This window comes from Rhizobium sp. PAMB 3174, from assembly GCF_052908375.1.
The window spans coordinates 497,185-511,755 of record NZ_CM128608.1; the positions used below are offsets into that span (position 1 = coordinate 497,185).

13 protein-coding genes are annotated in these 14,571 nt (G+C 61.7%); 9 read left to right on the forward strand and 4 right to left on the reverse strand.

All coding sequences use genetic code 11. The annotated features are described in order from the left end of the window. Nucleotides 1–56 precede the first annotated feature (56 nt). Nucleotides 57–1,007, reverse strand: a complete 951-nt coding sequence (locus tag ACU5AY_RS02405) for a LysR family transcriptional regulator (protein WP_446823196.1) — start codon at nucleotides 1,005–1,007, stop codon at nucleotides 57–59. 93 nt (nucleotides 1,008–1,100) lie between these two features. Between ACU5AY_RS02405 and ACU5AY_RS02410 the strand changes: the two genes are divergently transcribed. Genes ACU5AY_RS02410 through ACU5AY_RS02450 form a run of 9 tightly spaced genes read left to right on the forward strand, consistent with a single transcriptional unit; the run spans nucleotide 1,101 to nucleotide 10,445 of the window. Continuing rightward, nucleotides 1,101–1,964 carry a dioxygenase family protein gene (locus ACU5AY_RS02410; RefSeq protein ID WP_446827847.1) on the forward strand — a complete coding sequence of 288 codons (864 nt, stop codon included), beginning with the start codon at nucleotides 1,101–1,103 and terminating at the stop codon, nucleotides 1,962–1,964. Beyond that, entirely contained in the window at nucleotides 1,961–3,022 is a 1,062-nt protein-coding gene (locus ACU5AY_RS02415) for a maleylacetate reductase (RefSeq protein WP_446827848.1), read from the forward strand. Before ACU5AY_RS02410 ends, ACU5AY_RS02415 begins: the two co-directional genes overlap by 4 nt. 44 nt (nucleotides 3,023–3,066) lie before the next feature. Then, on the forward strand, nucleotides 3,067–4,338 hold the full coding sequence (locus tag ACU5AY_RS02420; protein ID WP_446827849.1) for an ABC transporter substrate-binding protein: 1,272 nt from the start codon (nucleotides 3,067–3,069) through the stop codon (nucleotides 4,336–4,338). A 58-nt stretch (nucleotides 4,339–4,396) separates the two neighbouring features. Then, entirely contained in the window at nucleotides 4,397–5,116 is a 720-nt protein-coding gene (locus ACU5AY_RS02425) for an ABC transporter ATP-binding protein (RefSeq protein ID WP_446823200.1), read from the forward strand. Then, nucleotides 5,116–5,835 (forward strand): ABC transporter ATP-binding protein, encoded by a 720-nt coding sequence (locus ACU5AY_RS02430; RefSeq protein WP_446827850.1) that lies wholly within the window; start codon nucleotides 5,116–5,118, stop codon nucleotides 5,833–5,835. The genes ACU5AY_RS02425 and ACU5AY_RS02430 overlap by 1 nt, the downstream gene beginning before the upstream one ends. Then, on the forward strand, nucleotides 5,822–6,685 hold the full coding sequence (locus tag ACU5AY_RS02435) for a branched-chain amino acid ABC transporter permease (protein WP_446827851.1): 864 nt from the start codon (nucleotides 5,822–5,824) through the stop codon (nucleotides 6,683–6,685). The genes ACU5AY_RS02430 and ACU5AY_RS02435 overlap by 14 nt, the downstream gene beginning before the upstream one ends. A 9-nt stretch (nucleotides 6,686–6,694) precedes the next feature. Beyond that, nucleotides 6,695–7,774, forward strand: a complete 1,080-nt coding sequence (locus ACU5AY_RS02440; RefSeq protein ID WP_446827852.1) for a branched-chain amino acid ABC transporter permease — start codon at nucleotides 6,695–6,697, stop codon at nucleotides 7,772–7,774. A gap of 10 nt (nucleotides 7,775–7,784) precedes the next feature. Further along, nucleotides 7,785–9,539 carry an FAD-dependent oxidoreductase gene (locus tag ACU5AY_RS02445; protein ID WP_446827853.1) on the forward strand — a complete coding sequence of 585 codons (1,755 nt, stop codon included), beginning with the start codon at nucleotides 7,785–7,787 and terminating at the stop codon, nucleotides 9,537–9,539. 12 nt (nucleotides 9,540–9,551) lie between these two features. Further along, nucleotides 9,552–10,445 carry an intradiol ring-cleavage dioxygenase gene (locus ACU5AY_RS02450; protein ID WP_446827854.1) on the forward strand — a complete coding sequence of 298 codons (894 nt, stop codon included), beginning with the start codon at nucleotides 9,552–9,554 and terminating at the stop codon, nucleotides 10,443–10,445. A 114-nt stretch (nucleotides 10,446–10,559) separates the two neighbouring features. Here ACU5AY_RS02450 and ACU5AY_RS02455 read toward each other — a convergent pair whose 3' ends face one another. The 3 genes from ACU5AY_RS02455 to ACU5AY_RS02465 are packed head-to-tail and all read right to left on the reverse strand — an operon-like array spanning nucleotide 10,560 to nucleotide 14,387. Then, nucleotides 10,560–11,891: a c-type cytochrome gene (locus ACU5AY_RS02455; protein ID WP_446827855.1), complete on the reverse strand. Its 1,332-nt coding sequence runs from the start codon at nucleotides 11,889–11,891 to the stop codon at nucleotides 10,560–10,562. A gap of 12 nt (nucleotides 11,892–11,903) precedes the next feature. Further along, complete coding sequence (locus ACU5AY_RS02460) at nucleotides 11,904–13,676, reverse strand: GMC family oxidoreductase (RefSeq protein WP_446827856.1); 1,773 nt, start codon at nucleotides 13,674–13,676, stop codon at nucleotides 11,904–11,906. Between the two features lie 3 nt (nucleotides 13,677–13,679). Continuing rightward, entirely contained in the window at nucleotides 13,680–14,387 is a 708-nt protein-coding gene (locus ACU5AY_RS02465) for a gluconate 2-dehydrogenase subunit 3 family protein (RefSeq protein ID WP_446827857.1), read from the reverse strand. Nucleotides 14,388–14,571: the final 184 nt, after the last annotated feature.

Genomic DNA, 14,571 nt, shown 5'->3' on the forward strand with positions numbered 1-14,571 from the left:
TCAGGCGATTGGGCCTGGTCGTTTTGTCCACTCAAGGCATTGCCGTCCCGGTCTCCCTATCCGCCCCAGACAACCGCCTGTTCGTGTCTCTTGATGAGGTGTTTCAACTCTTCGAAGCGGTGGGCAATATGCTTTGCGAAATTTTCAACGGCCGGCATGCGCGCCGCATCCTTCTGTCGCAAGAGCACCAAAGCGCGTTCGGGATGAGGGATCTGCACGGGCAAGGCCGTGATGGATCGATCGTTTCGCATCGAAAATACCGTCGAATGCGGGAGAATTGTCAGGGCGTCCGATCCCTTGAGGTAGTTGACGACATTCATCAGCGAGCCGCCGGAGTAGCGGATCTTGGCTTCCGTTGCTCCAAGTGACAGAAGCAGGCTGTGCAGGTCGGCCAAAAGGGGGCTGGTGGGCGGCGGGGCGATCCAGGGATAGTCAAGCAGCGCCGCCGGCCGCAGTTTCCTGCTTATCAGCAACGGATGTGTCACCCGACAGGCTATCACATTGCGGCCGGGCAGTATCTCCTGTGCAATCAGGCCGGATCCCTCATCGAGAAGATCGATCGGGCAGATCGCCAGATCCAGTTGCCCCGATGTCAGTCCTGACTTCAGATCCTGGATATACCCATAGCTCTGTTCGATACGGACATCTGGATGGCCGGTCTGGAAGTCGGCGGCCATGCCGGCGATCAGGCCGTCCATGAAGTAGGGGGTTCCCCCGATGCGCACCACACCGCTACGTCCGAGGCGGAAACTGTCAATTGCCTCGCTCGCCTTGCGCGATGCCGTAATGACCGCCATGCCATGTTGCGCCAGTTCGCGGCCCAGGGGCGTGGGCATGAGTGGACGCCGGCCCTTGACGAAGAGCGGTTCGCCGACCCGCTTTTCGAGGATCGCCAGCGTGCGGGAGACCGCCGGTTGGGTCAGCCCCAGCAGGGTTGCGCCTTCGACCACGCCGCCGGCCTTAACGACGGCAGCAAGCTGCACGAGATGCTTCTCTTCGATCTTCATACCAAATGCTTATATTATTTGACAAAGAAATCATCAAACGTGTTTTTCGTTCTGCTACCTTTCGGATGGGAGACGTTCTGGGAGGAGCATTCCATGGTTACAGCTCGCAACAAGGCGGGCGCCGGCATGTCCATCACGCCGGACATCTTTGCCGAACGTTTCGGCGATCGCCGAAGCGAAAAGCTACCGGCGACCCTGATTGCATTCGCCTTCCATTTGCAGGCGCTGGTACGCGAGATCCGTCCGTCACGCGCGGAATGGCGCGCCTTCCTCTCGCTCCTCAGAGACATTGGCGACTACAGCGACACGCGACGTGACGAGTGGGTGCTGATTTCGGATCTCTTTGGCATTTCTGCGCTGGTGGAGGAAATCAACGATCGGCGTCCGGCAGCGGCAATCCCCAATACAGCGCGTGGACCGTTTTACCGGGCCGATACGCCCGACAGGCCGCTCGGCGCGAATATCTGCCTCGATGGCAAGGGCGAGCCGCTTTCCGTTTCCGGCAAGGTGGTCGACCTCGATGGCCTGCCGATTGCGGGTGCGCGCGTCACGACATGGCAGGCCAATGGCGAAGGCTTCTACGAAAACCAGCAGCCGGATCGCCAGCCCGAGTTCAATCTGCGCGGCCGTTTCACGACCGAGGCGACAGGCTGCTTCCACTACAGGACGGTCATGCCTTCGGGTTATCCGGTGCCGCTGGTGGGTCCCGCAGGCGAACTTCTGGCCCGTGCCGGATTTCCTCCGCAGCGGCCTGCTCATCTTCAGTTCCTGATCGCCGCAGAGGGTTTCGAAACCATCACAACCCACATCTTCGATGCGGAAGATCCGGCCCTTGTATCCGATCCCCTGTTTGCCGTGCGGCCGCAACTCGTCAAGTCGTTCCGGCGCACGCCTGCCGGACGGGAACTTGAGGTGAGCTTCGTCATGGTGCGCGAACGCCAGGAGGCACTGCGATGAGCCGTGATTTCGTCTACGAGGTCAATCGTGCCACGGTTGTCTTTGGCGCCGGGCGTCTGAGTGAAGCGGCCGAATGGGTGCGCAAGCTTGGCAAGTCTCGGGCGCTCGTCCTGTCGACGCCGCATCAGGCGCGGGAGGCGGAAGCGCTGGCGAACGATCTCGGCGAACTCTCCGCCGGCTGCTTTGCCGGCGCCGTGATGCATACCCCCGTCGATGTCAGCGAGCATGCCGTCGCCGTATTGCAGGCGGCCGGGGCCGACTGTGTCATTTCCTTTGGAGGCGGCTCCACGACCGGTCTCGGAAAGGCGATCGCATACCGAACCGGCGTCGCGCAAATCGCCATTCCGACCACTTACGCCGGGTCCGAGGTCACGCCGATCCTGGGCCAGACCGAAGGGGGCCGCAAGACCACGTTGCGTGATGTCAAAATCCTGCCGGAAGTGGTGATCTACGATCCGAAGCTCACGCTCGGCCTGCCGGTTCCGATGACTGTTGTCAGCGCACTCAACGCACTCGCGCACGCCATGGAAGGGCTCTATGCGCGTGACCGCAATCCCATTTCCACGATGATGTCCGTCGAGGCTTTCCGCACCTTCAAGTCATCGCTGCCGGGTCTCGTCGAGAAACCGGACGACCTCGATCTGCGTGCGGAAGCGCAATATGCCTGCTGGCTGGCCGGTACAGTCCTCGGCACGGTCGGCATGGCGCTGCATCACAAGATCTGCCACACGCTGGGCGGCAGCTTTGATACGCCGCATGCTGAAACCCACGCGGTCATGCTGCCTTACACCACCGCCTACAATGCTGTTGCGGTTCCTCGGCTCCTGGCGCCGATCGGCGACATCATGGGCGGCAGCCCGGGGGCCGGCCTCTTTGATTTCTCGAAGTCGCTGGGCGCTCCCGTGTCGTTGCGCGATATCGGTTTCGACGAAGCCAACCTCGACCGCGCCGCAGATCTGGCTGCGGAAAACCCCTACTGGAATCCCCGGCCGATCGATCGTCGCTCGATCCGGGACCTCCTGCAGGCCGCTTATGAGGGGCGCCGGCCGGAGAATTGAAGACGAGATAATGCACTCAAATCATGCAACAGGGAGGAAGATGCATGTTTACGAGACGCGATTTTATGAAGACGACGGTCGCCGCCGGCGCTCTGGTCGGTACATCCGGACTGGCCATGCCGGCCCTGGCCAAGGGCTCCAAGATCAAGCTTGGCTATGTCAGTCCGCAGACGGGTCCGCTCGCCGGCTTCGGGGAAGCGGACAAGTTCGTCATCGATGCCTTCCTGAAGGCCAATGGCGACAAGTTCGACGTGGTGGTCAAGGACAGCCAGTCCAATCCGAACCGGGCGGCGGAAGTCGCCAAGGAGTTGATCGTCAACGACGAGATCGACCTGATGCTGGTGGCCTCCACCCCGGAGACGACCAATCCGGTTTCGACCACATGCGAGGCTGAAGAGGTTCCCTGCATCTCCACGGTTGCACCATGGCAGCCCTGGTTCATCGGCCAGCAGGGCAATCCCGGCGATCCGCAAAGCTGGAAGCCCTTCAACTTCGCCTATCATTTCTTCTGGGGTCTCGAAGACGTGATTGCCGTCTTCACGGGCATGTGGTCCCAGATCGAGACCAACAAGCAGGTCGGCGGTCTTTTCCCGAACGACGGCGACGGAAATGCATGGGGTGACCCGAATGTCGGCTTCCCGCCTGTGCTGAACGCGCAAGGTTACGGCCTCACCGACCCCGGTCGCTATCAGAACATGACCGACGACTTCTCCGCGCAGATCGCCGCGTTCAAGAAGGCGAATTGCGAGATCCTGACGGGCGTGATGATCCCGCCGGACCTCACTACCTTCTGGAACCAGGCGCAGCAGCAGGGCCTCAAGCCCAAGATTGCCTCGATCGGCAAGGCCATGCTCTTTCCGCAGGCGGTCGAAGCGCTCGGCAAGGGCGGGCACAACCTGTCGACGGAAGTCTGGTGGACGCCGACCCATCCGTTCAAATCGTCCCTGACGGGCCAGACGGCGGCGGAAGTCGCGGCGGAGTTCACCAAGGTGACCGGCCGTCCCTGGACTCAGCCGATCGGTTTTGCGCATGCGCTTTTCGAGCTTGCCGTCGACGTGATGAAGCGGGTGGAAGATCCGACGGACGGAGAGGCCGTTGCCGCCGAAATCGGCAAGACGAAGCTCGATACGCTGGTCGGGCCCATCGCCTGGGGCAGCGACAAGCTGCCGCCCTTTGCCCAGAAGAATATCGCCAAGACACCGCTTGTCGGCGGACAGTGGCGTCTCAAGGACGGGGGCAGCTACGAGCTCGTCGTCGTCGAGAATTCCACGGTGCCGGAGGTGCCGCTGGGCGGCAAGATGGAAGCGTTGAGCTGATATGCAAGAACTGGCCGGCGGCTCGTCCGCCGGCCGCAAACCTGCTCGGGAACGATCGATGACATTGCTGCAACTCGATGGAATTTCGAAAAGCTTTGGCGCACTGACGGTGGCCGAGGCGATCGCCTTTTCGGTTTCGGAGGGCGAAGCGCTGGGTATCATCGGGCCCAACGGCGCGGGAAAGTCGACGCTTTTCAACCTGATAACCGGGACCATGGCCTCGGATGCCGGAACGATCCGCTTCCTCGGCAAGGACGTGACCCGGGTCAGTCCCATGCAGCGCTGCCTGTCAGGCATGGGGCGGACCTTTCAGATCCCGCAGCCGTTCGAGAAGCTGACGGTCTTTGAAAACCTGCTGGTCGCAGGCACTTTCGGCCAGCAGAAGCGGGAAGCGGACATCGTTTCGGACTGCGCGGACATCCTGGTCGAGACCGACCTTATTGCCGAGGCCAACACGCCTGCCGGCAGCCTGTCGTTGCTGCAGCGCAAGCGGCTGGAACTGGCGCGTGCGCTGGCAACCCGGCCCAAGCTGCTGCTGCTCGATGAAATCGCTGGTGGCCTGACGGAAGGTGAATGCAGCTTGCTGGTCGAGACCATCCGTTCGATCCATCGCAGCGGCGTGGCCGTCATCTGGATCGAGCATGTCCTGCACGCCCTGAACTCGGTCGTCGAACGACTTCTCGTCCTGCATTTCGGCCGCATCATCGGCATCGGCACACCGGATGAGATGATGAACTCGCCGGAAGTTCGCGAAATCTATCTGGGGATGGAGGTGTGATGACGCTGCTTCAGACATCCGGCCTGACCGCCCATTACGGGGATTTTCAGGCGCTTTTCGGCGTTGACATGCATCTTGAGGCCGGAGAAACGGTCGCCGTCATCGGCGCAAATGGCGCGGGCAAGACGACGCTCATGCGGGCGATATCGGGGGTTCTTGCAAGTCAAGCCGATGCGATCCTCTTCAACGGCCGACCGATCGGCGCGCTGTCCTCGCCGGATGTCGTGAGACTTGGCATCGCCATGGTGCCGGAGGGGCGCAAGCTCTTTCCGTCCCTCACGGTCGAAGAGAACCTCCTGATCGGAGCCTACGGAACAGAGGGAAGCGGCGCCTGGGATCTGCATAGGATCTATGATCTCTTTCCGGTTCTCAAGGAGCGCCGCCGGTCTCCGGGGACCGCGCTCTCCGGCGGGCAGCAGCAGATGGTGGCAATCGGGCGGGCGCTGATGTCGAATCCCAAGCTGCTCTTGTGCGACGAGATCAGTCTCGGTCTGGCGCCGGTCGTCGTGAAGGACATTTACGCCGCCTTTCCGCAGATCAAGGAGACCGGGGCTTCCATCGTGATCGTGGAACAGGATATCGGCCACGCGCTGCGGGTCTCCGATCGCGTATACTGCATGATGGAGGGTCGCATCACGCTCTCGGGCCGTTCGGCGGACGTGTCGCGCGAGGACATTCACAAGGCCTATTTCGGAGCCGCGACCCATGAACATCATTGACACACTTGTTCAGGGCATCCTGCTTGGCGGTCTCTACGCGCTGTTTGCGGCGGGCCTCAGCATCGTGTTCGGCATTATGCGGCTGGTCAATCTCGCGCATGGCGACCTCATCGTGTTTGCTGCCTTTGTGATCCTGACGCTGACGTCGCTCCTCGGGCTCAATCCGTTCCTGTCCGCCCTTGTCGCGGCGCCGTTGATGTTCGCTGCCGGCTGGATGCTGCAGTATTTTCTGCTGAACCGGACGCTCGGAAAGGATATCCTTCCGCCGCTGCTCGTAACGTTCGGCCTTTCGATCATCATTCAGAACGGATTGCTGGAGGGCTTCACCGCCGACAGCCGGCGCATTGCGATGGGCTCGCTTGACGCGGCGACGATCTCGCTCGGCAGCGTCAACATCGGCGTCATGCCGCTTCTGACCTTCCTCTCCGCCATTGCCGTGATCGTCGCGCTGAACCAGCTGATTTACCGCGCACCCATCGGCCGGGCATTTCGCGCCACGTCGGATGACCCGGTGACGGCAGGGCTGATGGGGATCAGGCCGAAGCGGATCTTCGCCACCGCCACGGGCATCGCCATGGTCGTCGTGACCGTTGCCGCACTCTATCTCGGAACGCGTGCCAATTTCGATCCCTCGGCCGGCCCGTCGCGCCTGATCTACGCTTTCGAGGCGGTCATCATCGGAGGGCTTGGTTCCCTTTGGGGGACACTCGTCGGCGGCGTGATCCTCGGGGTTGCCCAGACGGTCGGCGCTAGCATCAATCCGGAATGGCAGATCCTGGCTGGCCACATCGCCTTTCTCGCTGTTCTGGCCTTCAAGCCGCGCGGCTTCTTCCCGCGCGCTTTCGATTGAGGTGCAACGATGACTTCAAAAGCTCCGAGCTGGACCATGGCGACTGGCACGCGCGCATCTTCGCTCTTCGGCGTTGCGGCAGCCGTGCTCGTCCTGGTCGCAGCGGCGGCGCCGTTCCTGGTTCCCCGCGACGTCCTTCAGGACCTGTTTTTCATCCTGACCATGCTGGTTCTGGCGCAAAGCTGGAACCTCCTGGCGGGCTATGCCGGCCTTCTCTCCATCGGCCAGCAGGCCTTTGTCGGGTTCGGGGCGTATTCGATGTTCGGCTGCGTCATCCTCCTTGGAATGGATCCGCTGCTGGCGACGCTGCTTGCCGGCGTCCTTGCGGTCCTGCTTGCGATCCCGGCCGGCTTCTTTTCCTTCCGTCTTCAGGGGGCCTATTTCGGCGTCGGCACCTGGGTCATTGCCGAGGTGGTCCGACTGATCGTCGCGCAATGGAAGACACTTGGCGGTGGCACGGGCACTTCCTTGCCGACCGAAGCACGCAAGGAGATGCTCGGCGTCGGTTTCCTGAAAGACGCCTTCGGCATGAAAACGTCCGAGGCGAGCGATGTGCTGACCTACTGGTTTGCACTTCTTCTCGCCGTTGCCACCATCCTCGTCTTCTACCGCATCCTTCGCACGCGTCAGGGCCTCGGCCTCGCCGCAGTGCGCGACAACGAGACGGCGGCCCGCGCCGTGGGTGTCAATGCGCAGCGCATGAAGGTTTTCGTGTATCTGGTCACGGCCTTCATCACAGGCATCGCAGGCGCGCTGATCTACGTCCAGAAGGCGCGCATTTCGCCGGACGCGGCCTTCTCCGTCGTCGACTGGACGGCCTATGTGCTCTTCATCGTCGTCATCGGCGGCATCGGTACGATCGAGGGTCCGATCGTCGGCATCATCGTCTTCTTCATTCTTCAGAAGACGCTCTCGGATTTCGGATCGATCTACCTCCTGATCCTCGGCTTCATCGGCATCGCGACCATGATCCTTGCGCCGACGGGTCTCTGGGGGCTCTTTTCGGAAAAGACAGGCATTCAACTCTTTCCGGTCAGGCGCAGGCTCGTCCTCACGCAACCGGCATCCGTTCAAAATCAGGCCAGTTAGGGAGGACTAAATGGCAGACTTTTCAACTGACGTTCTCATTGTCGGCATGGGCCCGGCGGGCGGCGCAATGGCGGCGCTGCTTTCGAGCTACGGCGTCGACAATATGGCGATCAACCGCTACCGCTGGCTCGCCAACACACCGCGCGCGCATATCACCAATCAGCGCACGATGGAGGTCATCCGCGATCTCGGCCTGGAGGTCGAGCAGGAGGCCTATCTCTATGCGACAGCCCAGGAATACCTTGGGAACAACGTCTTCTGCGCGTCGATTGCCGGCGAAGAGATCGGCCGCATGTACAGCTGGGGAACCCATCCGAAGTCTAAGGCCGAGCATCTTCTGTCGTCTCCGAGCCTGATGAACGACCTTCCGCAGACCTATTTCGAGCCGATCCTTCTGAAGACGGCGTGTTCGCGCGGCACGCAGCCGCGAATGTCCACGGAATATCTGTTCCATGTCCAGGACGCCGACGGGGTGACGACCACCTGTCTGGACCGGCTGACCGGGGCAGAGTTCACGGTTCGCTCGAAATTCCTGATCGGCGCGGATGGCGGCAATTCGAAGGTGGCCGAACATGCCGATCTCCCCTTCGAGGGGAAGATGGGCGTGGCGGGGTCCATGAACATCGTGTTCAAGGCCGATCTCAGCAAATATGTCGCGCATCGGCCTTCGGTTCTCTACTGGGTCCTGCAGCCCGGCGCGGATGTCGGCGGCATCGGGATGGGCCTTGTTCGCATGGTGCGGCCCTGGAACGAATGGCTCATCAACTGGGGCTACGACATCAATCAGCCCGCGCCGCAGGTCGACGAGGCCTTTGCGAAGAAGGTGGCGCGCGACCTGATCGGCGATCCCGATATTCCGATCGAGATCACCTCGACAAGCACATGGACGGTGAACAACATGTTCGCGACCCACATGCAGAAGGGGCGCGTCTTCATCATGGGCGACGCCGCCCATCGTCATCCGCCGTCCAATGGTCTGGGCTCCAACACATCCATCCAGGACGCATTCAACCTAGCCTGGAAGGTGGCGCTGGTCGCCAAGGGACAGGCCGGAATGGGGCTTCTGGACAGCTACAGCGCCGAGCGTGCGCCCGTCGCACGCCAGATCGTCACTCGGGCGAACAAGTCGATCGAGGAGTTTGGTCCGATCTTCAAGGCTCTCGGGCTGCTCGATTCCGTCGATCCGGTGAAGATGCAGGAAAACATGGATGCCCGTTGTGGCACGACACCGGAGGCCGAAGCGCAGCGCAAGGCCATTCGCGAAGCCATCGCCTACAAGGTCTACGAATTCGACGCGCATGGCGTGGAGATGAACCAGCGCTACACGTCAAATGCCGTTGTGACGGATGGTCAGACGGAGCCCGCATTCACCGAGGACGCGGATCTGCACTTCCAGCAGACGAGCTGGCCCGGTGCGCGTTTGCCACATGCCTGGCTGTTCTCCGACGACGGCGGGAAAACCTCCACGCTCGACCTCTGCGGACATGGCATGTTCAGCCTTCTGACTGGTCCCGGCGGTGCCGATTGGGCGAAGGCTGCTGCGACGGTCAGCCAGGCGTTCGGCATTGATGTAGCGGTCCATATCATCGGCCCGCGCCGCCCCTGGCAGGACTTCACGGGCGACTGGGCACGCATCAACGAGATCTCCGACAGCGGCGCCTTGCTGGTCCGTCCAGACCATCATGTCGCATGGCGTTCCTTCGGCGCCGTTGCCGATCCGGCCGCCGAACTGCACCGCGTGCTCGCGGCAATCCTGAACAGATAGAGGGAGGCAAACATGGAAGCGCACGAGAAAGGTTTTTTCACGGAAGAGAATTCCGTCGAGGTCGTCACAGGGCGCAATGCCAAGGCCGAGAACCCGCGCCTTGTGCAGGTGATGGAAGTTGTCACCCGCAAGCTGCACGAAGCCGTCAAGGAACTGGAGCCGACGCAGGACGAGTGGCTTGAGGCAATCATGTTCCTGACCAGGACTGGCCAGATATGCAACGAGTGGCGCCAGGAATACATCCTGCTTTCCGATATCCTCGGGGTGTCCATGCTCGTGGATGCCATCAACAATCGCAAGCCGTCCGGCGCGTCGGAATCAACGGTTCTCGGACCCTTCCATGTCGAGGGAGCGCCCCATCTGGAAATGGGCGCCAATATATGCCTCGACCAGAAGGGGGAGGACATGTTCATTGAAGGGCGTATCCTGGATACCGACGGCAAACCGATCGAGGGTGCGGTTATCGACGTGTGGCAGGCCAATGATGAAGGCTTCTACGACGTCCAGCAGAAGGGCCTGCAGCCGGACTTCAACCTGCGTGGCATCTTCAAGACCGGCGCGGATGGCCGTTACTGGTTTCGCGCCGTCAAGCCGAAATACTACCCGATCCCGAATGACGGCCCCGTCGGACAGCTGTTGGAGGCGCTTGGCCGCCATCCCTATCGCCCCGCACACCTGCATTACATCATCAAGGCCGATGGCTACGAGACGCTGACGACCCACATCTTCGATCCGGATGATCCCTATATCAATTCGGATGCCGTCTTCGGCGTGAAGGAAAGCCTGCTTGCAGAGTTTGTCATGACCCACGACGAGGAGCGCGCGGCACGCTATGGCTTTGCTGGAGATTTCTGGGATGTGAGACACGATTTCGTGCTCGCGTCAAAGGCGACGAAGGCTCATTGAAGGGCACTATTCCATCGCGCAGTGGCCAAGGTGTACCATCTTTTCCACCTGCAAATGAGAGAGGCCTGCCAATTTCCATTGGCAGGCCTCATAGCAATTGAAAGCGGTGCGCCGTCAGGGACGCACGGCCTTTACTGCATTTTCCGCCACCGCCGGCGCTGAGTTGCCCCATGCGCTGCGCAGGAAGGTTTCAAGCGTGGCGATCTCGCCATCCGAAAGCCGGTCGGCGAAGGCCGGCATCTTCAACCGCTCGGGCCGCTTTTCGGTGGAGGGCATCTCTGCGCCGTGGAGAATGACCTCGGTCAGCCCCTTGGTCGTATCCGCCATCACCAGCGAGTTTCCGGCCAGTGCCGGGAAGACGCCGGGCGCTCCCTGACCGTCCGGCATGTGACAGGCACTGCAGTTGTTGAGATAGAGCAGCTCTCCATCGCTGAGGTCCTTCGCCGCCTTGAGCTTGGCCGTCGTCGGATCGTCGGCGGCATCGAGGCGATCCGTGGTGCGTTTGTCCGCAGATACCGGCTTGGGGTTTGGCTTGACGTCCGAAATCGCCCGCAGGTACGCGACCATTGCGTCGGCATCCTCGTCCTTCATGTACTGAAGCGAGTCACCCACAACGAGCTGCATCTCACCGGTAACCGCGGAATGGGCGTTGCGGCCGGTGGTGAGATAGTCCTTCAGGTCCTGATCGGACCAGGTCTGAAGAGCCGACTTGGCTGTGCGGAGATCCGGAGCTATCCAGCCGTCGATTTCGCCGCCGGTCAGGAAGGCAGGATCGTCGGCACTCTTCCCGTCCTCGGCCATGAACTGATCGCGCGGGCTGTGGCAGGCCGCGCAATGGCCGAGCGCCTGCACCAGATAGGCGCCTCTTGCCAGAGCATCGCTCTCGGATGCCTTGCCGTCGGGATGGAAGCCGGGCTTGTCGAGTGCCAGCCAGTTCCAGAGGCGGATGCCCCAGCGCTGGTCGAACGGAAAGGCGAGTTTCGTCTCCTTCACCGCGTTGTCGACCGCCGCGACATCGTTATGGACGTAGTCCCAGATTGCGCGGATATCCTCTTCCTTCAGATGCCGGTAATTCTCATAGGGCATCGCCGGGTAGAGGTGCACGCCGCCGGGCGCAATCCCGTCGACGAGGGCGGCATGGAACTGCTCATAGGTCCAGTTGCCGATGCCGGTCTTTGCATCGGGGGTGATGTTGCTTGACCAGATTGTGCCCATCGGGCTTTCGATCGCGCGGCCACCGGCAAACGGTTTGCCGCCTTCGGCGGTGTGACAGGCCTGACAGTCGGCCATCTGCGTGGCGTATTTGCCTTGGCCCGCCGCCGGCTTCCAGTCGGCGGCAACGGTGCCGTCCGGCTTGGTGAGAAAGGGCGGCACAAAGATGATGGCCGCCAGCGCCACGAGGCCAATGACGGCGAGCGCAAGGATGATGCGAATAAAGGTTTTCATGATCCGCACTCCTCACATCAACGGTCTTGGGTTGGGCAAGTAGTCCTTGCGCAACGCCTCGAGCGCCCAGTAGGCGAGACCGCCGACCGCGCCTGTCGGGTTGTACTGCAGGTTCTGGGGGAAGGCGGAGGCGCCCATGACCCAGACGTTATGACAGTCCCAGGTCTGGAGATGCCGGTTGATCGCCGAGGTCTTCGGGTCGATGCCCATGATCGCGCCGCCGACATTATGGGTCGACTGGTAGGGGCGCACGTCATATTGCGCGCCGTCGACCTTGTAGCCGGAGGCCATGGCATCCGGGTTCATGCTCTTGGCGATTTCCTCGATCCTTGCCTTCATGAACTGGGTCATCTTGATGTCGTTGTCCTTCCAGTTGAAGGTCATGCGCATCAGCGGACGGCCGTGCCGGTCCTTGTAGGTCGGGTCGAGATCGAGACAGGTATCGCGATAGGCCATGTTCGAGCCGTGCGAGCCGATCGAGAGATTGTGGCCATACCATTCTCCCACCGCCGCCTTCCAGCCGGCGCCCCAGCCGGGCGTGCCCGGCGGAAGCGACATCTGCTGGATCGGGCGGCCACCGGTGTGGCCGCAGGTGATATAGCTCCCGCCGATGAAGCCTTCCTTGCCGAAATCGATCTGCGACATCGAGAAATCGTCGATCGTCATGCCGCCGGAGCCGGTGCCCACGAACGGGTTGAACACCTTGTCCTTGAACCAGAGGCCGGTCCCGCCGGTCATCTGGTAGGAATAGTTCCGCCCGACCACGCCCTCGCCGGTATCCGGATTGTAGGGCTGGCCGATCTCGGAGAGCAGCAGAAGATGGACGTTGTGCAGCGAGTAGGCGCAGACCAGCACGAGATCGGCCGGCTGGAAGACCTCCTCCCCGGTATTGTCATCGAAATAGGTCACGCCCGTCGCGGTCTTGCCATCGGCGGCCTTTTCGATCTTCAGCACCTCGCACTTGGTCTTGTAGCTGAAGTTCGGCTTGCGTTTCAGCGCATCGAGAATGCAGACCTGCGGTGACGACTTCGAATAGTTGTTGCAGCCGAAGCGTTCGCAGAAGCCACAATAGTTGCAAGGGCCGAGCTGCATGCCGTAGTCGTTGACATACTGGACCGAGGCATTGGCCGAAGGGCGCGGGAAGGGGTGATACCCCATCTTGCGGGCGGCATCGGCAAACAGCTCCGAATCCCATGTGTTCTTCAGCGGCGGCATCGGATAGTCGGCGGAGCGCGGCGCCTCGAATGGATTGCCACCCTCCTGGATCTGGCCGTTGAGATTGCCGGCCTTGCCGGCGATGCCGGCGACGCTCTCGAACTTGGTGAGGAAGGGCTCCATTTCCTCGGCCGTCACGCCCCAGTCCTGAAGCTGCATGTCTTCCGGAATGATATCGGCGCCGAAGGTCTCCTCAACATAGGAGCGCAGCCGGTATTCGACCGCCTGCGGCCGCCAGGTCTGGCCGTTCCAGTGAACGCCGGCGCCGCCGACGCCGTCTCCCGGCAGGAACGAGCCGAGTTGACGATAGGGAAGTGCCGTTTCCTGCGTGTTGTGACGCACGGTCAGCGTGGAGTTGGCCGGTTTCTGCATCAGGCCGTAACGCACGCCGTATTTCAGTTCGTCGAATGTGTTGGGATACTGGAAGTCGGGAACCGTGTTGCGGTCCTCTCCGCGCTCGAGCGCGAGGATTTCAAGGCCTTCGCCGGCCAGTTCCATGCCCATGATCGCGCCGGTCCAGCCGAGCCCGATAATAACGACGTCCTTTTTGGGATCCGTTCTGGTTGCCATGGTTTACGCCCTCTCCCCGTTGATCGCGACGGGACCCAGCGGATATTTCGCATTCTCGCGACCCGGCCAGGAGGTGAAGGCACCACGCGCGCCCGGGAAGCCGATATAGACCCAGGCCTGCATGTCGTGATTGCCGCCGTAACCCGGATCGGCGAAATAGCCTTCCTTTGTGTTGGCGAGCAGGAAGGAGAAGAAGTCCCGAAGCTCGGGATCGAGCGGCACTTCACCCTTTTGCAGCGAGGTCAGTGCGGCGTCTTGTTTTGCTGGGTCGAGGGTTTCGAAACTGCCGCCATGGGTCTTGTCGCACCAGTCCTGAAACGCCGGAATTGCCTTCCGGTAGATTTCCGCCGGCGTCAGCGGGCTCTGGAAGCCGAGCGTGGGCGTGGCGGCCGGGTCAAACGGGCCTTGCATGTACCAGTCCGAAGCCTTGCCGAAGTCTCCTGCGAGCTGCCGGTCGATGAAGACCGGCACCCGACATTCGATCGCGCCGGGTCCGTCGCCGTCCGAGGGAATGAGTCGGGCGCAGGCGGCCATCACGAAGGCCCATTCCGCGTCGTTGAGATAGACCCGCTCGTATTGATCAAGCGGCGGTGGGGCTTCCTTCTCGGGCGTTTGTGCACTGGCCGTACCGGCAAGCGAAGCTATCGCCATCCCTACGGCGCTTCCCTTGAGGAAACCGCGCCGGGAGGGGCGTCCTGGCATATCTCTCATGATGTTTTTCCTTTCGCCGGCTGATGCCGGACTGATCCTTCCGCCGATGCCGGTTCCGGGACATTTCCCGAATTGGCAACCGCTCCGTCGTTCCCGGCGCGCCCGGAAACGTATGTCAGTTGCAAGCGGCAAACTGACAAACGCTAAAGTCTCACATTCCGTTCCCTACCGCCAGAGAGTTGTC

Coding starts and splice junctions, on each gene's coding strand:
- ACU5AY_RS02410 (WP_446827847.1), top strand. CDS start 1,101: ATGGTTACAGCTCGCAACAAGGCGGGCGCCGGCATGTCCATCACGCCG.
- ACU5AY_RS02440 (WP_446827852.1), top strand. CDS start 6,695: ATGACTTCAAAAGCTCCGAGCTGGACCATGGCGACTGGCACGCGCGCA.
- ACU5AY_RS02430 (WP_446827850.1), top strand. CDS start 5,116: ATGACGCTGCTTCAGACATCCGGCCTGACCGCCCATTACGGGGATTTT.
- ACU5AY_RS02415 (WP_446827848.1), top strand. CDS start 1,961: ATGAGCCGTGATTTCGTCTACGAGGTCAATCGTGCCACGGTTGTCTTT.
- ACU5AY_RS02465 (WP_446827857.1), bottom strand. CDS start 14,387: ATGAGAGATATGCCAGGACGCCCCTCCCGGCGCGGTTTCCTCAAGGGA.
- ACU5AY_RS02420 (WP_446827849.1), top strand. CDS start 3,067: ATGTTTACGAGACGCGATTTTATGAAGACGACGGTCGCCGCCGGCGCT.
- ACU5AY_RS02405 (WP_446823196.1), bottom strand. CDS start 1,007: ATGAAGATCGAAGAGAAGCATCTCGTGCAGCTTGCTGCCGTCGTTAAG.
- ACU5AY_RS02445 (WP_446827853.1), top strand. CDS start 7,785: ATGGCAGACTTTTCAACTGACGTTCTCATTGTCGGCATGGGCCCGGCG.
- ACU5AY_RS02455 (WP_446827855.1), bottom strand. CDS start 11,891: ATGAAAACCTTTATTCGCATCATCCTTGCGCTCGCCGTCATTGGCCTC.
- ACU5AY_RS02425 (WP_446823200.1), top strand. CDS start 4,397: ATGACATTGCTGCAACTCGATGGAATTTCGAAAAGCTTTGGCGCACTG.
- ACU5AY_RS02435 (WP_446827851.1), top strand. CDS start 5,822: ATGAACATCATTGACACACTTGTTCAGGGCATCCTGCTTGGCGGTCTC.
- ACU5AY_RS02450 (WP_446827854.1), top strand. CDS start 9,552: ATGGAAGCGCACGAGAAAGGTTTTTTCACGGAAGAGAATTCCGTCGAG.
- ACU5AY_RS02460 (WP_446827856.1), bottom strand. CDS start 13,676: ATGGCAACCAGAACGGATCCCAAAAAGGACGTCGTTATTATCGGGCTC.